This window comes from Xanthomonas nasturtii, from assembly GCF_001660815.1.
Lineage (GTDB): Bacteria > Pseudomonadota > Gammaproteobacteria > Xanthomonadales > Xanthomonadaceae > Xanthomonas > Xanthomonas nasturtii.
This window is the reverse complement of record NZ_LYMI01000034.1, coordinates 28,370-44,426: the sequence shown is the minus strand read 5'-3', so window position 1 is coordinate 44,426 and position 16,057 is coordinate 28,370. Positions and strand designations below refer to the sequence as shown.

Here is a 16,057-nt window from a genome sequence, read left to right as displayed (position 1 = left end):
CCCACTGGCCAGCACGCAACAGCGTGCCGGCATACGGGCCGGCTATTCCAGCTCGCTCCAGCGCGCATACGCCGCATCCAGCTGCTTCTGCGCATCGCCCAACGCTGCGGTGTGGGTGGCCATCGCCGCACTGTCGCGCTGATAAAAGCTCGGCTCGTTCATCGCCGCGGTGAGCGCGGCCACCTGCTGTTCCAGCGTCTCGATCAGGGCCGGCAGCTGTTCCAGCTCGCGGGCATCCTTGTAGCTGAGCTTGCGCTTGGGCGCCTCCGCCGGCGTCGCTGCGGCTGCCACGGGCGTGGCCACTGCAGCCGTCGCCGAGGCCTTGGCCACGGCCATCGCATTGCTGGCCGGCGTGCGGCGCTGACGCAACGAATCGCTGTAGCCGCCGACATAATCGCCAATCAGGCCATCGCCTTCCATCACCAGCGTGGAGGTCACCACGTTGTCGAGGAAGTCGCGGTCATGGCTGACCAGCAACAAGGTGCCGGTGTAGTCGCCCAGCAATTCTTCCAGCAACTCCAGCGTTTCCACATCCAGGTCGTTGGTCGGTTCGTCCATCACCAGCAGGTTGGAGGGCTGAGCGAACAGCCGCGCCAGCAGCAGGCGATTGCGCTCGCCGCCGGACAGCCGCGTGATCGGTGCGCGCGCACGCTCGGGCGTGAACAGAAAATCCTGCAGATAGGCATGTACATGCTTGCGCTTGCCATTGATTTCGAGGAAATCGCGGCCTTCGGCCACGTTCTCGATCGCGCTCCAGTCTTCGCGCAGCGTCGAGCGGTATTGGTCGAAATACGCAATCTGCAGATTGGTGCCGATGCGGATCTCGCCCTGCTGCGCCTGCAGGTCGCCCAGCAACAGCTTGAGCAAGGTGGTCTTGCCGCTGCCGTTGGGGCCGATCAGCCCGATGCGGTCGCCCCGCTGGATGATGGTGGAAAAACCCTTGACCATCGTGCGTGCGCCAAACGCAAAGCCGACGTCCTTGGCTTCGATCACCTTCTTGCCGGACGACTCGCCCTGCGAGACTTCCATGCGCACGTTGCCGGTCAGGTCGCGGCGCTGCACGCGCTCGTTGCGCATCGACTCCAGACGTCGCACACGGCCTTCGTCGCGGGTACGCCGCGCCTTGATGCCCTGGCGGATCCAGACCTCTTCCTGCGCCAGCATCTTGTCGAAGCGCGCATTTTCCTGCGCCTGCGCATTGAGCCGCTCTTCGCGACGCCGCTCGTAATTGGCCCAGTCGCCCGGCCAGCTGGTGACCTGGCCGCGGTCGATTTCGACGATGCGCGTCGCCAACGCACGCAGGAAGCGCCGGTCATGGGTGACGAACAGCACGCTGCCGCTCCAGCCTTTCAGGAACGACTCCAGCCAGTCGATCGCTTCGATATCCAGGTGATTGGTCGGTTCGTCCAGCAGCAGCACATCCGGCGAAGACACCAGCGAGCGCGCCAGCAATACGCGCCGCTTCATACCGCCGGACAGTCGCGAAAACTCCGCATCGCCGTCCAGTTCCAGCTTGGTCAGCGTCTCGGTGACGCGCTGATCCAGTGCCCACCCATCGGCCGCGTCGATCTTGGCCTGCACCTTGCCGAACGCTTCGCCATCGAACACCTCGGCATGGCTGAGCTGATGGAATTCGGCCAGCCAATGGCCCAACTCGCCCAGGCCGTCGGCCACCACGTCGAACACGCTGCCGCCGGTGCCCTGCGGTACCTCCTGCTCCAGCCGCGCGATGCGCACGCCTTGCTGCACGCGCACTTCGCCGTCGTCGGGCTTGAGCTCGCCGGCGATCAGTTTCATCAAGGTCGATTTGCCGGCGCCGTTGCGGCCGATCAGGGCGATACGCTCGCCCGGCTCGATCGTGAGGTCGGTTTTTTCCAGCAACAAGGGGCCGCCGACGCTGTAGTCGACGCTTTGCAGAGTGATTAAAGGCATGGCGCAATTGTACGGGATTGGTGATTGGGGATTCGGGATTGGCAGCAGGGCGCGCCGTTGCCGTGACCAATCCCGAATCACCAATTGCCAATCCCGGGCTAAAATGCGCCATGAACGAATTTTCCGCGCTGCCGCTGTCGCCGGCCCTGGCCCCCGGCATCGACGCCCTTGGCTACACCGTCCTTACTCCCATCCAGGCGCAGAGCCTGCCGCCGATCCTGCAGGGACTCGATGTTATCGCCCAGGCGCCGACCGGTAGCGGCAAGACCGCCGCGTTCGGGCTGGGCCTGCTGCAGAAGCTCGACCCGGCGCTGACCCGCGCGCAGGCGCTGGTGCTCTGCCCCACCCGCGAGCTTGCCGACCAGGTCGGCAAGCAGCTGCGCAAACTGGCCACCGGCATCCCCAACATGAAGCTGGTGGTGCTCACCGGCGGCATGCCGCTGGGCCCGCAACTGGCCTCGCTGGAAGCGCACGACCCGCAAGTGGTGGTCGGTACGCCCGGCCGCATCCAGGAACTGGCGCGCAAGCGCGCCCTGCACCTGGGCGGCGTGCGCACGCTGGTGCTGGACGAAGCCGACCGCATGCTCGACATGGGCTTCGAAGAACCCATCCGCGAGATCGCCAGCCGCTGCGACAAGCATCGCCAGAGCCTGCTGTTTTCGGCCACCTTCCCCGACATCATCCGCACGCTGGCGCGCGAGATCCTGAAAGACCCGGTCGAAATCACCGTCGAAGGCGCCGACAACGCGCCGGAAATCGACCAGCAGTTCTTCGAAGTCGACCCGACCTATCGGCAGAAAGCCGTCGCCGGCCTGCTGCTGCGCTTCAATCCCGAATCCAGCGTGGTGTTCTGCAATACCCGCAAGGAAGTGGACGAGGTGGCCGGCTCGCTGCAGGAGTTCGGCTTTTCCGCGCTCGCGCTGCATGGCGACATGGAGCAGCGCGACCGCGACGAAGTGCTGGTGCGCTTCGTCAATCGCAGCTGCAATGTGCTGGTGGCCAGCGATGTGGCCGCACGCGGGCTGGACGTGGAAGACCTGTCGGCAGTGGTCAATTACGAGTTGCCTACCGACACCGAAACCTATCGTCATCGCATCGGCCGTACCGCGCGGGCAGGCAAGCGCGGTTTGGCGCTCAGCCTGGTGGCCTCACGCGAGACCGGGCGCGCGCAGGCATTGGAAGCCGAACAAGGCCAGCCGTTGAAATGGTCGCGTGCGCCGTTGGCCACTGCGCGCCCGGCGCAGCTGCCGCAGGCGGCGATGACCACCTTGCGCATCGACGGCGGCAAGACCGACAAGCTGCGTGCCGGCGACATCCTCGGTGCATTGACCGGCGAGGCCGGGCTGTCGGGCGCGGCGATTGGCAAGATTGCCATCTACCCCACCCGCTCCTATGTCGCCATCGCTAACGCTCAGGTCGCCAAGGCGCTGGCGCATCTGCACGCAGGCAAGATCAAGGGACGCCGGTTCCGGGTCGGCAGGCTCTGAACACAACGCGGCCGGCATACCGCCGGCCGCATGCGTCTCGGCAGGAGCGCTCCTGGACGCGCGCACTTCCATGCGCCCGGGCTCGCCGCAAGACGCGACTCAGTAAGACAGCGTCGCCAGCAGCGGCACGTCGTCGGCCCATTTCTGGCGGCCCTGCAGTGCCTGCAACTCCACCAGCACCGCTGCACCGACAATTTCCAGTTCCAGCTGGGCAGCCAGGCCCAGCGCCGCACGCAGCGTGCCGCCGGTGGCCAGCACGTCGTCGACGATCAGCACGCGCGCGCCACGCGGCAACGCGTCTTCGTGCATTTCGATGCGGTCGGTCCCGTATTCCAACGCATATTCCTGGATCAGCGTGCGCCCCGGCAGCTTGCCCGGCTTGCGCACCGGCACGAAGCCGGTCCGCAATTCGCGCGCCAGCGCGGCACCCAGAATGAAACCACGCGCCTCGATCCCGAGCACCGCGTCCAGCGGCGTGGTCCGCCACGGCTGCGCCATCTCATCCAGCGCGGAAGCGAAATCCGGTCCATCGGACAGCAGCGGCGTGATGTCCTTGAAGACGATGCCCGGCTTGGGGAAATCGACAATGTCGCGGATCCGCTCCGACCAATGGTTGGGTCCGGAAGCGTTGGTGCCGGCGCAGCGGCTGCAGTCAGTCATGGTGGTTGTGGCGTTGTGGCCGGTGGGGACAGGCCTATTCTAGGCTGCGCAAGCCGTTGACGTCGCCTTTACGGCATACCTGCATCTGAGCGCGTCAGGAACTGCACGACAGCATCGAACACCCGGCGCGGTCGCGCGCCCACTCCGGTCGCCGCGCAGCGAATGCGTCACGCCCGGGCTGATCTTCGTACGGGCGGCGCATGACCTCCAGCAACTCCTGCACTCCGGACGGGTCGCCCTGCTCGGCCTGGTCGATTGCCTGCTGCGCCAGATAATTGCGCAACACATAGCGCGGATTGGCCAGGCGCATCCGCGCGCGGCGCTCGTCCGGCGTCAGCGCATCCTGTTGCAGGCGTGCGGCATAGCGCTGCAACCAGTCCCGCAATTGCGGCGCATCCGCCACGCGCTTGTCTTCGTCGTAGAACGCATCGCGCAGCTGCGCCGGGTCTGGATGTTCGGGCGACAGGTCGATCAGGCCGCGGAAGGTCAGCGTCATGTCCATCTCGGATTCGCGCATCAGCGCACGCAGCGCATCGATCAGCTGCAAATCCTCGTCGCGGCACTCGGCCAGCCCCAGCTTGGCGGCGGTGTCGCGCCGGTCGCACGCCAGATAAGTGTCACGGAAGCGATCCAGCCCCAGCCCCAGCTGCAGCGGCGCCTGGTCGGCGAACAACGGCGCCAGAGACTGGGCAAGCCGGCCCAGGTTCCAGTACGCCACCTGCGGCTGGGTCCCGAAACGGTAGCGACGTCCCTGCGCGTCGGTGGTGTTGGGCGTCCAGTCCGGGTCGTAGTCGTCCACCCACCCATACGGGCCGTAATCGATGGTCAACCCCAGGATCGACATGTTGTCGGTATTCATCACCCCATGCACAAAGCCGACCCGCATCCAGTGCGCCACCATCACCGCGGTGCGCTCGCACACCTGCGCGAACCAGTTGGCGTAGAGCGCCTCGCCGGCGCCGTCCAGCTCCGGGAAATCGCGTGCAATGGTGAAATCCACCCACTGCTGCAGCAGTGCCGTATCGCCGCGCGCGCTGGGCAATTCGAAGTTGCCGAAGCGAACAAACGAGGGCGCAACCCGACACACGATCGCGCCCGGCTCGCGCTGCGGCCGGCCGTCGTAGAACATGTCGCGCACCACCGCGTCGCCGGTGCCGACCAGACTCAAGGCGCGCGTCGTCGGCACGCCCAGATGATGCATCGCCTCGCTGCACAGAAATTCACGGATCGACGAACGCAAGACGGCACGCCCATCGGAGCCGCGCGAGTAAGGCGTGGGGCCGGCACCCTTGAGCTGCAATTCGTAGCGCCCGCCATCGATGCCGATCGCCTCGCCCAGCGAAATCGCCCGCCCGTCGCCAAGCTGGCCGGCCCAATGCCCGAACTGGTGCCCACCATAGTTGACCGCCCAGGGCTGCATGCCCGGATCCAGCACATTGCCACCGAAGACCTCGGCAAAGTGCGCACTGGCGATCTCAGCGTCGTCCAGGCCCAGCACGTGCGCCATCTCGGCCGAATACGCAATCAGGTACGGGGCGGCGACTGGCGTCGGCAGTACTGCCGACCAGGCGGCGCGCACCTCGCGCCGGCGCGCCCCCTCTTCCGGATCGCCAGGCAGCTGCTGGCGCAGGCGGTTATCAAAATGCAGTTGTGTCATCCGGCAAGCCTAGGCCACCGGCAGTGAACCCGGCATGGGCAGGTGCGCATCCAGCGCTGCCTGCGCACCGTATCTTCACTTGCTTGGCTCGCACCAAGCAGGCTCGTCCTGCACATGCTTGCGACGTGCAATAGCTGCTAATGGCCGCCGGCCGCAGATGGTGCGGGTGCGATACAGGCGGTCACGGCAAATCTGTGCTGCCGGGCCGCCACCGGACCGGTTCGCGCTTGTTTGCCAGTTACGTTCGTTCCTTGTACCAACCGCCCTTCCTGCCCTCCTGTCGATATCGTCCATGCCTTCGCGCGCCTCCCGCTGGTTCCGCCCCGCCATCCTGCTGCTCGGTTCGTTGACCATGACGGCCTGCAGTAGCGTCTTCTTTGGCGGCATCAATGCAGCATCTAGCCGCACAGGCATCGTCGAGCATCGCGACCAGGTCTTCGACCCCACGCACGGCCTGGCACTGGATGTGTACCAACCGCGCGGCGCGGTCGATGCGCCCGTGGTGGTGTTTTTCTATGGCGGCACCTGGAAGCGCGGTTCACGCGCCAACTACCGCTGGGTTGGCCGCGCGCTCGCGCGCCAGGGCGTGGTGGCGATGGTGGCCGACTACCGCAAATATCCGCAGGTCGGGCTGCAAGGCTTCATGTCCGACGCCGCTGGCGCTACCGCCTGGAGCTACCGGCACGCACACGAGTACGGCGGCGACCCGAAACGGCTCGCGGTGATGGGCCACTCGGCCGGCGCGCACATGGCCGCCTTACTCGGCACCGACGCACGCTGGCTGCAGGAGCAGAACCTCAAACCCCGTCAGCTGTGCGGCGTGGTGGGCCTGGCCGGACCCTACGACTTCCTGCCGATGACCGACCCGGAGCTGGTCGAGATTTTCGGCGACACGCCGGCAGCACAACGGCAATCGCAGCCGGTGCGCTACGTCGGCGGCGACGAACCGCCCATGCTGTTGCTGCATGGGGATGCCGACCACGTGGTCGAACTGCAGAACAGTCTCTCGCTGCAGCAGGTGCTAACACGCGAGGGCGGCACCGCCGAACTGAAGGTCTATCCCGGCATGGGCCACCTCGGCATCCTTCTGGGACTGCACAAAGCGCCCGAGCGCTCGCAGGTGCTGCGCGACACGCTGCAGTTCGTTCGCCAGTGCCGGGCACCCTGATCGTACTGCGGTGCCTTGCAGCCGTGCCTAGACAGGTAGTTATCGGCATCGCGCCCCGGCGAGCCACGATGCCGACCTAGGTCTTGATGATTGGCGCCAGTGGACGGCGGACGGATGCCTTTCGCCCGCCCTGACCTGCATCCCAAGACGCTGTGACGATCACTTTACCGGCTTGCTTCCCATCAACTCGAACGGGCCGCCCTTCTTGAGCGCGGCCTGATACGCAGGACGCGCCTCGATCCGCTCCACAAACGCGCGCAAGCGTGGATAGTTCTCCAGCCCGCCGCCGCGTGCAGCCGCCGCCTGCACCGGGAAGCTCATCTGGATATCGGCGGCAGTAAAGCGTTCGCCGGCGAACCAGCTGCTTGACTGCAGCGACTGCTCCATCCAGTCCAGGTGCAACCTGAGCTGCGGCCCGACGAATCCCGACATCGCCTTGTCCACGATTGCACGCGCGATGGGCTTGGCGAAGAACGGCATCGGCGCGCTGCGGATGCGCCCGAAGATCAGCGTCATCAACAACGGCGGCATCGCCGAGCCTTCGGCGTAGTGCATCCAATAGCGAAACTGCAGGCGCTCCGGCGACTCCAGTGGCCGCGGCGACGGCGACAGCGCACATTCGGTGTCGTAGCGCTCGGTCAGGTAGTCCAGAATCACGCCGGATTCGGCCACCACCAGATCACCATCGACAAGCACCGGCGATTTGCCGAGCGGGTGGATCGCGCGCAACGCCGGCGGCGCAAGCATGGTCTTGGGGTCGCGCTCGTGGCGCACGATCTGGTACGGCAGCGCCAGTTCCTCCAGCAGCCACAGCACGCGCTGGGAACGGGAGTTGTTGAGGTGGTGAACAGTGATCATGGGAAGGCTGCGCGCGGAAAGCGCACATGCTACCCAGCTGCGCGTCATCGCTGTGCGGAAGGAGCGCCCGGCAGACGCTTGAACGAGACTGGGCCCATTCCTGCAAACAATAAAAAACGCCGGGCGCTTGCGCGACCGGCGTTTTTGGCAACCTTACGGTCGCAGACGGATTAGACCGCCTGCACCTGGTCAGCCTGCATGCCCTTCTGGCCCTGCACGGCGACGAAGGTGACCTTCTGGCCTTCCTGCAGCGACTTGAAGCCGGTGCCCTGAATGGCGCGGAAGTGCACGAACAGGTCCGGGCCGCTTTCCGGGGTGATGAAGCCGAAGCCCTTGGCGTCGTTGAACCACTTCACGATACCGTTCATACGTGCTTCTGATGACATTTTACTAACTCCTGAACTATAGATGGATAAATCGCAGCGTCCGAAAAGCCGGAGCTGAGACTGAGTTGCAGGCGTTGGTAAAGCGGAACGATGAAGCGAGATCTGTAACGATCCGGCTGCACCAGGCCACGATTCACGGTGACCCTTGCAAACACAGTACGTGCACAGTACTCGTGTTTTCGGCAAAAAGCGACACCTTGCGTCAAATCTTTTGCAGTCAGGCCAAATCCGACTGTCTGTCAGGGCCCTCCCCATCCACAATTGCGCGATGAAAACCCCTGATACCCTCACCCGTGCGCAGATCTGGGTGGATGCCGACGCCTGCCCCGCCGTGATCCGCGACATCCTGTTCCGTGCCGCCGCGCGCACCGGCACCGCCGTGACCCTGGTCGCCAACCACTATCTCAGCACGCCCAGCCTGCCCCATGTTCGTGCCATCCAAGTGCCGGGCGGCCCAGACGCGGCCGACGACGCGATCGCAGAACGGGTGGCTGCCGGCGACCTGGTCGTCACCCAGGACATCCCGCTGGCGGCACGCGTGCTGGAGGCCGGCGCCAGTGCGGTCGGCCCACGCGGCGAACCGTTCACCAGCAATACCATCGCCGAGCGCCTGTCGGTGCGTGGCTTCATGGAAGAGTTGCGCGGTGCAGGCGTCGCCACCGGCGGGCCACCGGCGCTGCATGCGCGCGACCGTCAGGCCTTTGCCGCGCAGCTGGATCGCTGGCTGGCCGCGCAACCGCGCCCGCCGCGGTGACGCTGGCGACGTGACGCACGGCCGCGGAACCGGGTGCGTATCATAGGCGCCCTTTGCAATTGGCATCCTGATGGCCCTCACCGCCACCGTCCGCAGGGCGGAACTCCAGATCAGCGACATGGACCGCGGCTACTACGCCAACCATTCACTGACCCTGGCCCAGCATCCTTCCGAGACCGACGAGCGCCTGATGGTGCGGCTGCTCGCGTTCGCGCTGTTCGCCGACGACCGGCTGGAATTCGGCCGCGGCCTCAGCAACGACGACGAGCCCGACCTGTGGCGGCGCGACTACACCGGCGACCCGGACCTGTGGATCGACCTCGGCCAGCCCGACGAGAGCCGCGTGCGCAAGGCCTGCAACCGCTCGCGCGAGGCGGTGGTGATCGGCTATGGCGGCCAGGCCACCGAAACCTGGTGGAAGAAGCACGCCAACGCCATGGGCCGGCATCGCAACCTGCGCGTGATCGAACTCGAATCGCAGGCCACCGAAGCGCTGGGCGCGCTGATCCAGCGCGGCATGCGCTTTGACGTGATCATCCAGGACGGCGAAGTGCAGATGCTGGCCGACCACGGCAGCGTCACCCTGACCCCGATGGTGCGACAAGCGCCGGCCGAATGAACGTGCGTTGCGACGTATTGGTCATCGGTGCCGGTGCGGCCGGCCTGATGAGCGCCTTCACTGCCGGCCGGCGCGGCCGCCAGGTCCTGGTGATCGACCATGCCAACAAGGTCGGCAAGAAGATCCTGATGTCCGGCGGCGGGCGCTGCAATTTCACCAATACCGGTACAGCGCCTGGCAATTTCATTTCGGCCAATCGGCACTTCTGCAAATCCGCGCTGGCGCGCTACAGCCCGGGCGATTTCGTGGAAATGGTCGAGCGTCATGCCATTGCCTACCACGAGAAAGAGCTGGGCCAGTTGTTCTGCGACATCTCATCCAGGCAGATCGTGCGCATGCTGCTGGACGAATGCGACGCGGCTGGCGTGCAGATCCGTACCCAGTGCGAGGTGCTGTCGGTCCAGCGCGGCAGCGACGGCTTCGAGGTCCAGACCAGCCAGGGACGCGTGCAGGCGCAATCGTTGATCGTGGCAACCGGCGGGCTGTCGATCCCCAGCATGGGCGCCAGCGGCTTTGGCTACAGCTTGGCCAAACAGTTTGGCCATGCACTGCTGCCCACGCGTGCCGGACTGGTACCGATGACCCTGAGCGGCAAGCATCAGGAACGCCTGCAGGAGTTGTCCGGCCTCGCCTTCCCAGTGGAAGCGCACTGCAATGGGGTCAGCTTTCGCAACTTCATGCTGCTCACCCACCGTGGCGTCAGCGGTCCGGCGATCCTGCAGGTCTCTTCGTATTGGCAACCCGGCGACGACTTGCGACTCGACCTGTTGCCGGGACACGACGCGGGCGCATGGCTGCGCGAGCAAAAGCAGCAACGCGGCGCCACCGAGCTGCGCAACGTGCTGGCCGACGTGCTGCCGAAGCGCTTTGCGCAACGCCTGTGCGAGGTCTGGCTGCCGGACAAGCCGGTGCGTCAGCTGGATCCACCGCAACTGCAGGCCGCCGCCGAGCTGCTCGGCAGCTTCCCGCTGATCGCCAGCGGCACCGAAGGTTATCGGACGGCTGAAGTCACGCTAGGCGGGGTCGATACCCATCAGGTCTCGAGTGCGAGCATGGAGTCGCGCCTGGTGGCAGGCCTGTATTTCGTCGGCGAGGTGCTGGATGTCAGCGGCTGGCTGGGCGGTTACAACTTTCAGTGGGCGTGGGCGTCAGGCCATGCCGCGGGTAGCGTGGCGTAACGACGACGCTCAGGACGACCGCTTGCGGCCGATCACCGCTTAGGCACCGTGCAGGAGTTGCCCCGGCTCTGGACGGCACACACCGGATCCGGTCGATGCCCTGCCGAGGCGCTCGGCAGCGCAATACCTGCTCTACGTCTCACACTCGATGCGGCATGCTCCACACACATGGACGTGCCAGACCCCTTCGTGTATTAAAGCCCGTCTCTAGGGAGCTGCGCATGCAAAAAGGCAAAGATCTCACCCTCCGCCTGATGATCGTCGACGACAGCGTGGAGAGTGCCGAGACCATCGTCACCGCACTGCGCAACGGCGGCATTGCAGTGCGTCCGTCGCGCCCGCAAAACCAGGAGGAACTGGCCAGCATGCTGTCGGGCCAGATCGATCTGGCCATCCAGGGTCAGGCGCAGCAAGTGCCCATGAACGCCCTGCAGGCGCAGATCGCCGGCAGCGGCAAGGACATCCCGATCATCCTGCTGGCCGACCGGATCGAAGAAAACGCGCTGGTCGAGGCCGCTTCGCATGGCGTGCGCGCCATTGCATTGCGTCACCGCCCCGCACACCTGCTGGCATTGGTGCGCTCGGAGTGGGACGACCTGCAGGCCCGCCGTGGGTTGCGCCGCATCGAAGCGCAGATGCGCGAGACCGAGCGCCGCTGCGACGCACTCATTGCCTCCTCGCGTGACCCGATCGCCTACGTGCATGAAGGCATGCACATCCGCGCCAATGAGGCGTATCTGGAAATGTTCGGCTTCGAGTCGTTCGACGACGTCGAAGGCGTCTCGCTGCTGGACATGATCGCCGCGCAGTACGTCGACGATTTCAAACAGCTGCTCAAGGCCATGTCCAAGGGCGAGCCGCCGCCGGCGCAATACAAGCTCGACGCGCGCCGGGTGGAAGGCGACACCTTCCCGGCCACGATGGAATTTGCCACCGCCACCTACGAAGGCGAGCCATGCATCCAGGTGGTCTTCCGGCGCCGCGAGGAATTCGACCCGGAGCTGGCACGCGAGGTCGAAGACCTGCGCCAGCGCGACCAGGTCACCGGCCTGCTCAACCGCCCGACCTTCATGGTGGCGCTGGAAAAGGCAGTGGCGCAGGCTGGACGCAGCGAAGGCCAGTCGGGTTTCCTGCTGATCGAGCCGGATCACTACGCACGCATACTGCCGGAATTCGGCCTGGATTCGGCCGATGCATTGATTGCCGCGCTGGCCGCGCATGTGGCCAGCGTACTGGACGACAGCGTGGCGGCGGCGCGCTTCGGCGAACACAGTTTTGCCCTACTGACGAACGGCAATTACGCGCGCACGCATGCGCTGGCCGAGACGGTGCGCGATGCATTCGCGCAGTATGTCTTCAGCCTTGGCACGCGCTCGGCCACGGTGACGGTCAGCATCGGCGGTGTGCAGATCGGCGAAAAGATCGCCAGCATCGGCCAGGTGCTCAATCGCGGCACCGAAGGGGTACGCACCACCGCCGAGCTCGGTGGCAATGCGGTCAGCATCTACGACCCGGCAGCGTCCGACCGGGCGGAAGAAGAACGGATCGAACGTTGGGTCGAGCAGTTGCGCGAGGCGCTGGTTGGCGACGGCTTCCTGTTGCATTACCAGCCGGTACTCAACCTGCAGGGCGAGCCGCTGGAGCTGTACCAGGCCTTCCTGCGCCTGGAACGCAATGGCGAAATGATGTCGCCGAATGCGTTCATGGCGATAGCCGAAGAGCACGACCTCATCACCGAAATCGACCGCTGGGTGGTGGCGCGGGCGATCCGGCAACTGGGCGAACGGCAACGCGCCGGGCACAAGACGCACCTGCTGGTCCGCATCGGGCCGAACTCGTTCTCCGACCCGCAGATGATCGATACCATCCGTGAACAGCTGGCGGTCTACGGCGTGCCCGGTGAGCGGCTGTGGCTGCAGACCCCCGAATCGAAGGTGTTTACGCATCTACGCAATGCGCAGCAATTCCTGGCCGCGGTCTCGGCGATGGGCTGCAAGGTCGGGCTGGAACAGTTCGGCTCGGGCCTGGATTCGTTCCAGTTGCTGGCGCATTTCCAGCCGGCCTTCCTCAAGCTGGATCGCGGCATCACCGGCGACGCCGCGTCGGCGCGCGAAAGCCAGGAGAAGATCCGCGAGATCACCTCGCGCGCGCAGCCGGCAGGCATCCTGACGGTGGCCGAGTTCGTGGCCGATGCGCAATCGATGAGCAACTTCTTCAGTGCCGGGGTGGACTATGTGCAAGGCGACTTCGTCGCACCGACCGGACCGTTGATGAACTACGAGTTCGGCTGAGCCAACCGAGCGCCGGCAACGCAGCACAACAAAAGGCCCGCACTGCGCGGGCCTTTTGCTGTCTTTGGCAATGATCCTGACTGGGCCACTGGCCAACCAGACCATGCAGCGGACCGGATCGGTGAGCATGGATAACTGACGTACCGTAGCAACCGTCAGAGGTGGCACAAACCGCAGCGCCTTCCGCATGGCACAGCGCCGCAGCGATCCCGGTGACCGCTGCTTACAGCGCCGCACCATTGGCGGCCCGCAGCGCGGCGATACGCTCGGTCAGCGGCGGGTGGCTCAGGAACAGGCGACGCAGCCCATCGCCCACACCACCGGAAATGCCGAACGCCTGCACCTGCGAAGGCAAGGTGTTCTGGCCATGATTGAGCGACAGCCGCTCCAGCGCAGCGATCATCTTGCTGCGCCCGGCCAGCTGGGCGCCGCCGGCGTCGGCGCGGAATTCGCGGCGTCGCGAGAACCACATCGCGATCATGGTCGCGAACAGGCCGAACACCATTTCCAGCGCGAACACGATGATGTAGTACGCAAAGCCGCGGCCAGTGTCACGGTTGCCCGACACCGCGCTGTCGATGATGCCGCCGACCACCCGTGCCAGCACGATCACGAAGGTATTGAGCACGCCCTGCAGCAGCGCCATGGTCACCATGTCGCCATTGGCGATATGGGCGACTTCATGACCGAGCACCGCTTCAGCCTCGTCCTGCTGCATGTTGTGCAACAGGCCCGTGGACACGGCCACCAGCGCATTGTTGCGGTTGGCCCCCGTGGCGAAGGCATTGATTTCCGGCCCGTCGTACACCGCCACTTCCGGCATGCCGATGCCGGCGGCCTGCGCCTGACGGCGCACGGTCTCCAGCAACCAGCGCTCGGTTGGCGTGCGCGGCTCGGTGATCACCTGCGCACCGGTACTGCGCTTGGCCATGAACTTGGACAGCAACAATGAAAGGAACGAGCCGCCGAAACCGAAGATCGCGGCCATCACCAACAAGCCGCTCATCTGCGCGGAGTTGACGCCCAGCACCGACATGACGATGCCGGCGAGTATCAACACCGCCAGGTTGGTCAGCAGGAACAGGACAATGCGGTTGAACATGGCACGGTGGCTCCACTGATGCGGGGGTGAACTGTTGCGGATCTGCGGGTGTTGCGGCTTGAAATCAAGCAAGCACCTGACCGACGATTCAGTTGCCCATGCCATCGCCCACCTATCTCGGCCGCTTCGCGCCCTCCCCCACTGGCCCCCTGCACTTCGGCTCCCTGCTCGCTGCCTTCGGCAGCTGGCTGCTGGCCCGGCATGCCGGTGGGCAGTGGTGCGTGCGCATCGAAGACATCGACCCGCCGCGCGCCGATCCTGGCGCCTCCGAACGACAGCTGCGCACCCTGGCCGCGTTCGGACTGCACTCGGACCTGCCGGTGATCCGGCAGTCCGAGCGCGATGCAACCTACATCGCGGCAATCACCCACTTGCTGGAGACCGGCCAGGCATTTGAATGCAGCTGCAGCCGCGCCGACCTGGCCGGCATGGGCGGTGTCCACCACGCCTGCATTGCGCCGTTGGGCGAGCGCCGTGCAGTACGCCTGCGGGTGCCACCGCAGCCGCCGGTGGGCTTCGACGACGCGCTGCAAGGCCATCTGCTGCAGGACGTCTACGCAGATGTAGGCGATGTGGTGCTGCGCCGCGCCGATGGCTATTGGGCGTACCAACTGGCGGTGGTGGTGGACGATGCGGCGCAGGGCATCACCAATGTGGTGCGCGGCGCCGACCTGCTCGACTCCACCCCTCGGCAGATGTTGTTGCAGCGCGCACTGGGCCTGCCGCAACCGCGCTATCTGCACCTGCCGCTGATCCTGGATGGCGATGGGCGCAAGCTGTCCAAGTCGCACGACGCGCCCGCGCTGGACGATGCAGATCCACTGCCGGCCCTGCACGCAGCCTGGGCCGCACTGGGACAACGTCCTGCTGCGCTACCGCGGCATGCGGACGTGGCGACCTTGCTGCAGCATGCCGTGCAGCATTTCTCGCCACCGTTGCTGCCGCGCCAGCGCCAGCAGGATCTGGATAAGCGCGCATCCGGGCGCCAGCGTGACTAGAATTGCGCCCCAGCACCGGCATCCGGGCGCGGCAGCGTCGCCACGCTTCCGAGATCGCCTCGGCCTTACTTGTTGAATGGAGTCTTCATGACATCTCGCGTCGCATTGGTCACCGGCGGCACCGGCGGCATCGGTACTGCCATCTGCAAGCGCCTGGCCGACCAGGGCCACCGGGTCGCCAGCAACTTCCGCAACGAAGAAAAGGCGCGCGACTGGCAGCAGCGCATGCAGGCGCAGGGCTATGAGGTTGCGCTGTTTCGCGGCGATGTGGCCTCGTCCGAGCATGCACGCGCATTGGTGGAAGAGGTCGAAGCCTCGCTGGGGCCGATCGAGGTGCTGGTCAACAATGCCGGCATCACCCGCGATACGACCTTCCACCGCATGACTGCCGAGCAGTGGCACGAGGTCATCAACACCAACCTCAATTCGGTCTTCAACGTGACCCGCCCGGTGATCGAGGGCATGCGCAAGCGCGGCTGGGGCCGGGTGATCCAGATCAGCTCGATCAACGGGCTCAAGGGCCAGTACGGGCAGGCCAACTATGCAGCAGCCAAGGCCGGCATGCATGGCTTCACCATTTCGCTGGCACGCGAAAACGCGGCGTTCGGGGTCACCGTCAACACGGTCTCGCCCGGCTACGTGGCCACCGACATGGTGATGGCGGTGCCGGAGGAAGTGCGCGCCAAGATCGTGGCCGACATCCCCACCGGGCGCCTGGGCCGCCCGGAAGAGATCGCCTATGCAGTGGCGTTTCTTGTTGCAGAAGAGGCCGCCTGGATCACCGGTTCCAATCTGGACATCAACGGCGGCCACCACATGGGTTGGTAGCGTTTGCTGCAACTTTGCGGTGCAGCATGGATTTACCTCAAAAACCATGCTGCGCAACATTTTTAATGTGTCCGCTTAAGCAAATAAGGCGTTCTGGCTGTTGCAACCGCTGCTGCGGTGCGCCATCCTGCGCGCACTA

General features: G+C 65.5%; 14 protein-coding genes. 8 read left to right on the top strand and 6 right to left on the bottom strand.

The annotated features are described in order from the left end of the window. Positions 1-42: 42 nt before the first annotated feature. Positions 43-1,932 carry an ATP-binding cassette domain-containing protein gene (locus A7D16_RS13095; protein WP_064633338.1) on the bottom strand — a complete coding sequence of 630 codons (1,890 nt, stop codon included), beginning with the start codon at positions 1,930-1,932 and terminating at the stop codon, positions 43-45. Positions 1,933-2,042: 110 nt separating this feature from the next. Between A7D16_RS13095 and dbpA the strand changes: the two genes are divergently transcribed. Further along, positions 2,043-3,419: an ATP-dependent RNA helicase DbpA gene (gene dbpA / locus A7D16_RS13090; protein ID WP_064633334.1), complete on the top strand. Its 1,377-nt coding sequence runs from the start codon at positions 2,043-2,045 to the stop codon at positions 3,417-3,419. A gap of 99 nt (positions 3,420-3,518) precedes the next feature. Here dbpA and A7D16_RS13085 read toward each other — a convergent pair whose 3' ends face one another. Continuing rightward, on the bottom strand, positions 3,519-4,079 hold the full coding sequence (locus A7D16_RS13085) for an adenine phosphoribosyltransferase (RefSeq protein ID WP_010372726.1): 561 nt from the start codon (positions 4,077-4,079) through the stop codon (positions 3,519-3,521). 94 nt (positions 4,080-4,173) lie between these two features. Then, on the bottom strand, positions 4,174-5,736 hold the full coding sequence (locus tag A7D16_RS13080; protein WP_064633331.1) for a protein adenylyltransferase SelO: 1,563 nt from the start codon (positions 5,734-5,736) through the stop codon (positions 4,174-4,176). Positions 5,737-6,028: 292 nt separating this feature from the next. On the opposite strand from A7D16_RS13080, the gene A7D16_RS13075 reads away from it, so the two are divergent. Continuing rightward, a complete protein-coding gene (locus A7D16_RS13075) occupies positions 6,029-6,904 on the top strand; it encodes an alpha/beta hydrolase (RefSeq protein WP_064633329.1) in 876 nt (291 codons plus the stop codon). 159 nt (positions 6,905-7,063) lie between these two features. Here the strand turns inward: A7D16_RS13075 and A7D16_RS13070 are convergent, their stop codons facing one another. Together A7D16_RS13070 and A7D16_RS13065 are read right to left on the bottom strand one after the other, a co-directional pair. Beyond that, on the bottom strand, positions 7,064-7,762 hold the full coding sequence (locus tag A7D16_RS13070) for a glutathione S-transferase (RefSeq protein WP_064633327.1): 699 nt from the start codon (positions 7,760-7,762) through the stop codon (positions 7,064-7,066). A 170-nt stretch (positions 7,763-7,932) separates the two neighbouring features. After that, positions 7,933-8,130: a cold-shock protein gene (locus A7D16_RS13065; protein ID WP_082925804.1), complete on the bottom strand. Its 198-nt coding sequence runs from the start codon at positions 8,128-8,130 to the stop codon at positions 7,933-7,935. A gap of 286 nt (positions 8,131-8,416) precedes the next feature. On the opposite strand from A7D16_RS13065, the gene A7D16_RS13060 reads away from it, so the two are divergent. The 4 genes from A7D16_RS13060 to A7D16_RS13045 all read left to right on the top strand — a co-directional run bounded on the left by A7D16_RS13060 (position 8,417) and on the right by A7D16_RS13045 (position 12,990). Next, positions 8,417-8,902: a YaiI/YqxD family protein gene (locus tag A7D16_RS13060; RefSeq protein ID WP_064633323.1), complete on the top strand. Its 486-nt coding sequence runs from the start codon at positions 8,417-8,419 to the stop codon at positions 8,900-8,902. 70 nt (positions 8,903-8,972) lie between these two features. Continuing rightward, the gene (locus A7D16_RS13055) at positions 8,973-9,521 is read left to right on the top strand and encodes a YaeQ family protein (RefSeq protein WP_064633322.1); all 549 of its coding nucleotides are present in this window, start codon (positions 8,973-8,975) and stop codon (positions 9,519-9,521) included. Beyond that, the gene (locus A7D16_RS13050; protein WP_064633320.1) at positions 9,518-10,699 is read left to right on the top strand and encodes a BaiN/RdsA family NAD(P)/FAD-dependent oxidoreductase; all 1,182 of its coding nucleotides are present in this window, start codon (positions 9,518-9,520) and stop codon (positions 10,697-10,699) included. The genes A7D16_RS13055 and A7D16_RS13050 overlap by 4 nt, the downstream gene beginning before the upstream one ends. Positions 10,700-10,920: 221 nt before the next feature. Beyond that, entirely contained in the window at positions 10,921-12,990 is a 2,070-nt protein-coding gene (locus A7D16_RS13045; protein WP_064633317.1) for an EAL domain-containing protein, read from the top strand. Between the two features lie 223 nt (positions 12,991-13,213). On the opposite strand, the gene htpX is transcribed toward A7D16_RS13045, so the two are convergent. Then, positions 13,214-14,092, bottom strand: coding sequence for a protease HtpX (gene htpX, locus A7D16_RS13040; RefSeq protein ID WP_064633315.1), 879 nt, complete (start codon positions 14,090-14,092; stop codon positions 13,214-13,216). 98 nt (positions 14,093-14,190) lie between these two features. On the opposite strand from htpX, the gene gluQRS reads away from it, so the two are divergent. Both gluQRS and phbB read left to right on the top strand, forming a co-directional pair. After that, complete coding sequence (gene gluQRS, locus A7D16_RS13035; RefSeq protein ID WP_064633313.1) at positions 14,191-15,090, top strand: tRNA glutamyl-Q(34) synthetase GluQRS; 900 nt, start codon at positions 14,191-14,193, stop codon at positions 15,088-15,090. Between the two features lie 87 nt (positions 15,091-15,177). Continuing rightward, positions 15,178-15,918, top strand: a complete 741-nt coding sequence (phbB, locus tag A7D16_RS13030; protein WP_064633311.1) for a beta-ketoacyl-ACP reductase — start codon at positions 15,178-15,180, stop codon at positions 15,916-15,918. Positions 15,919-16,057: the final 139 nt, after the last annotated feature.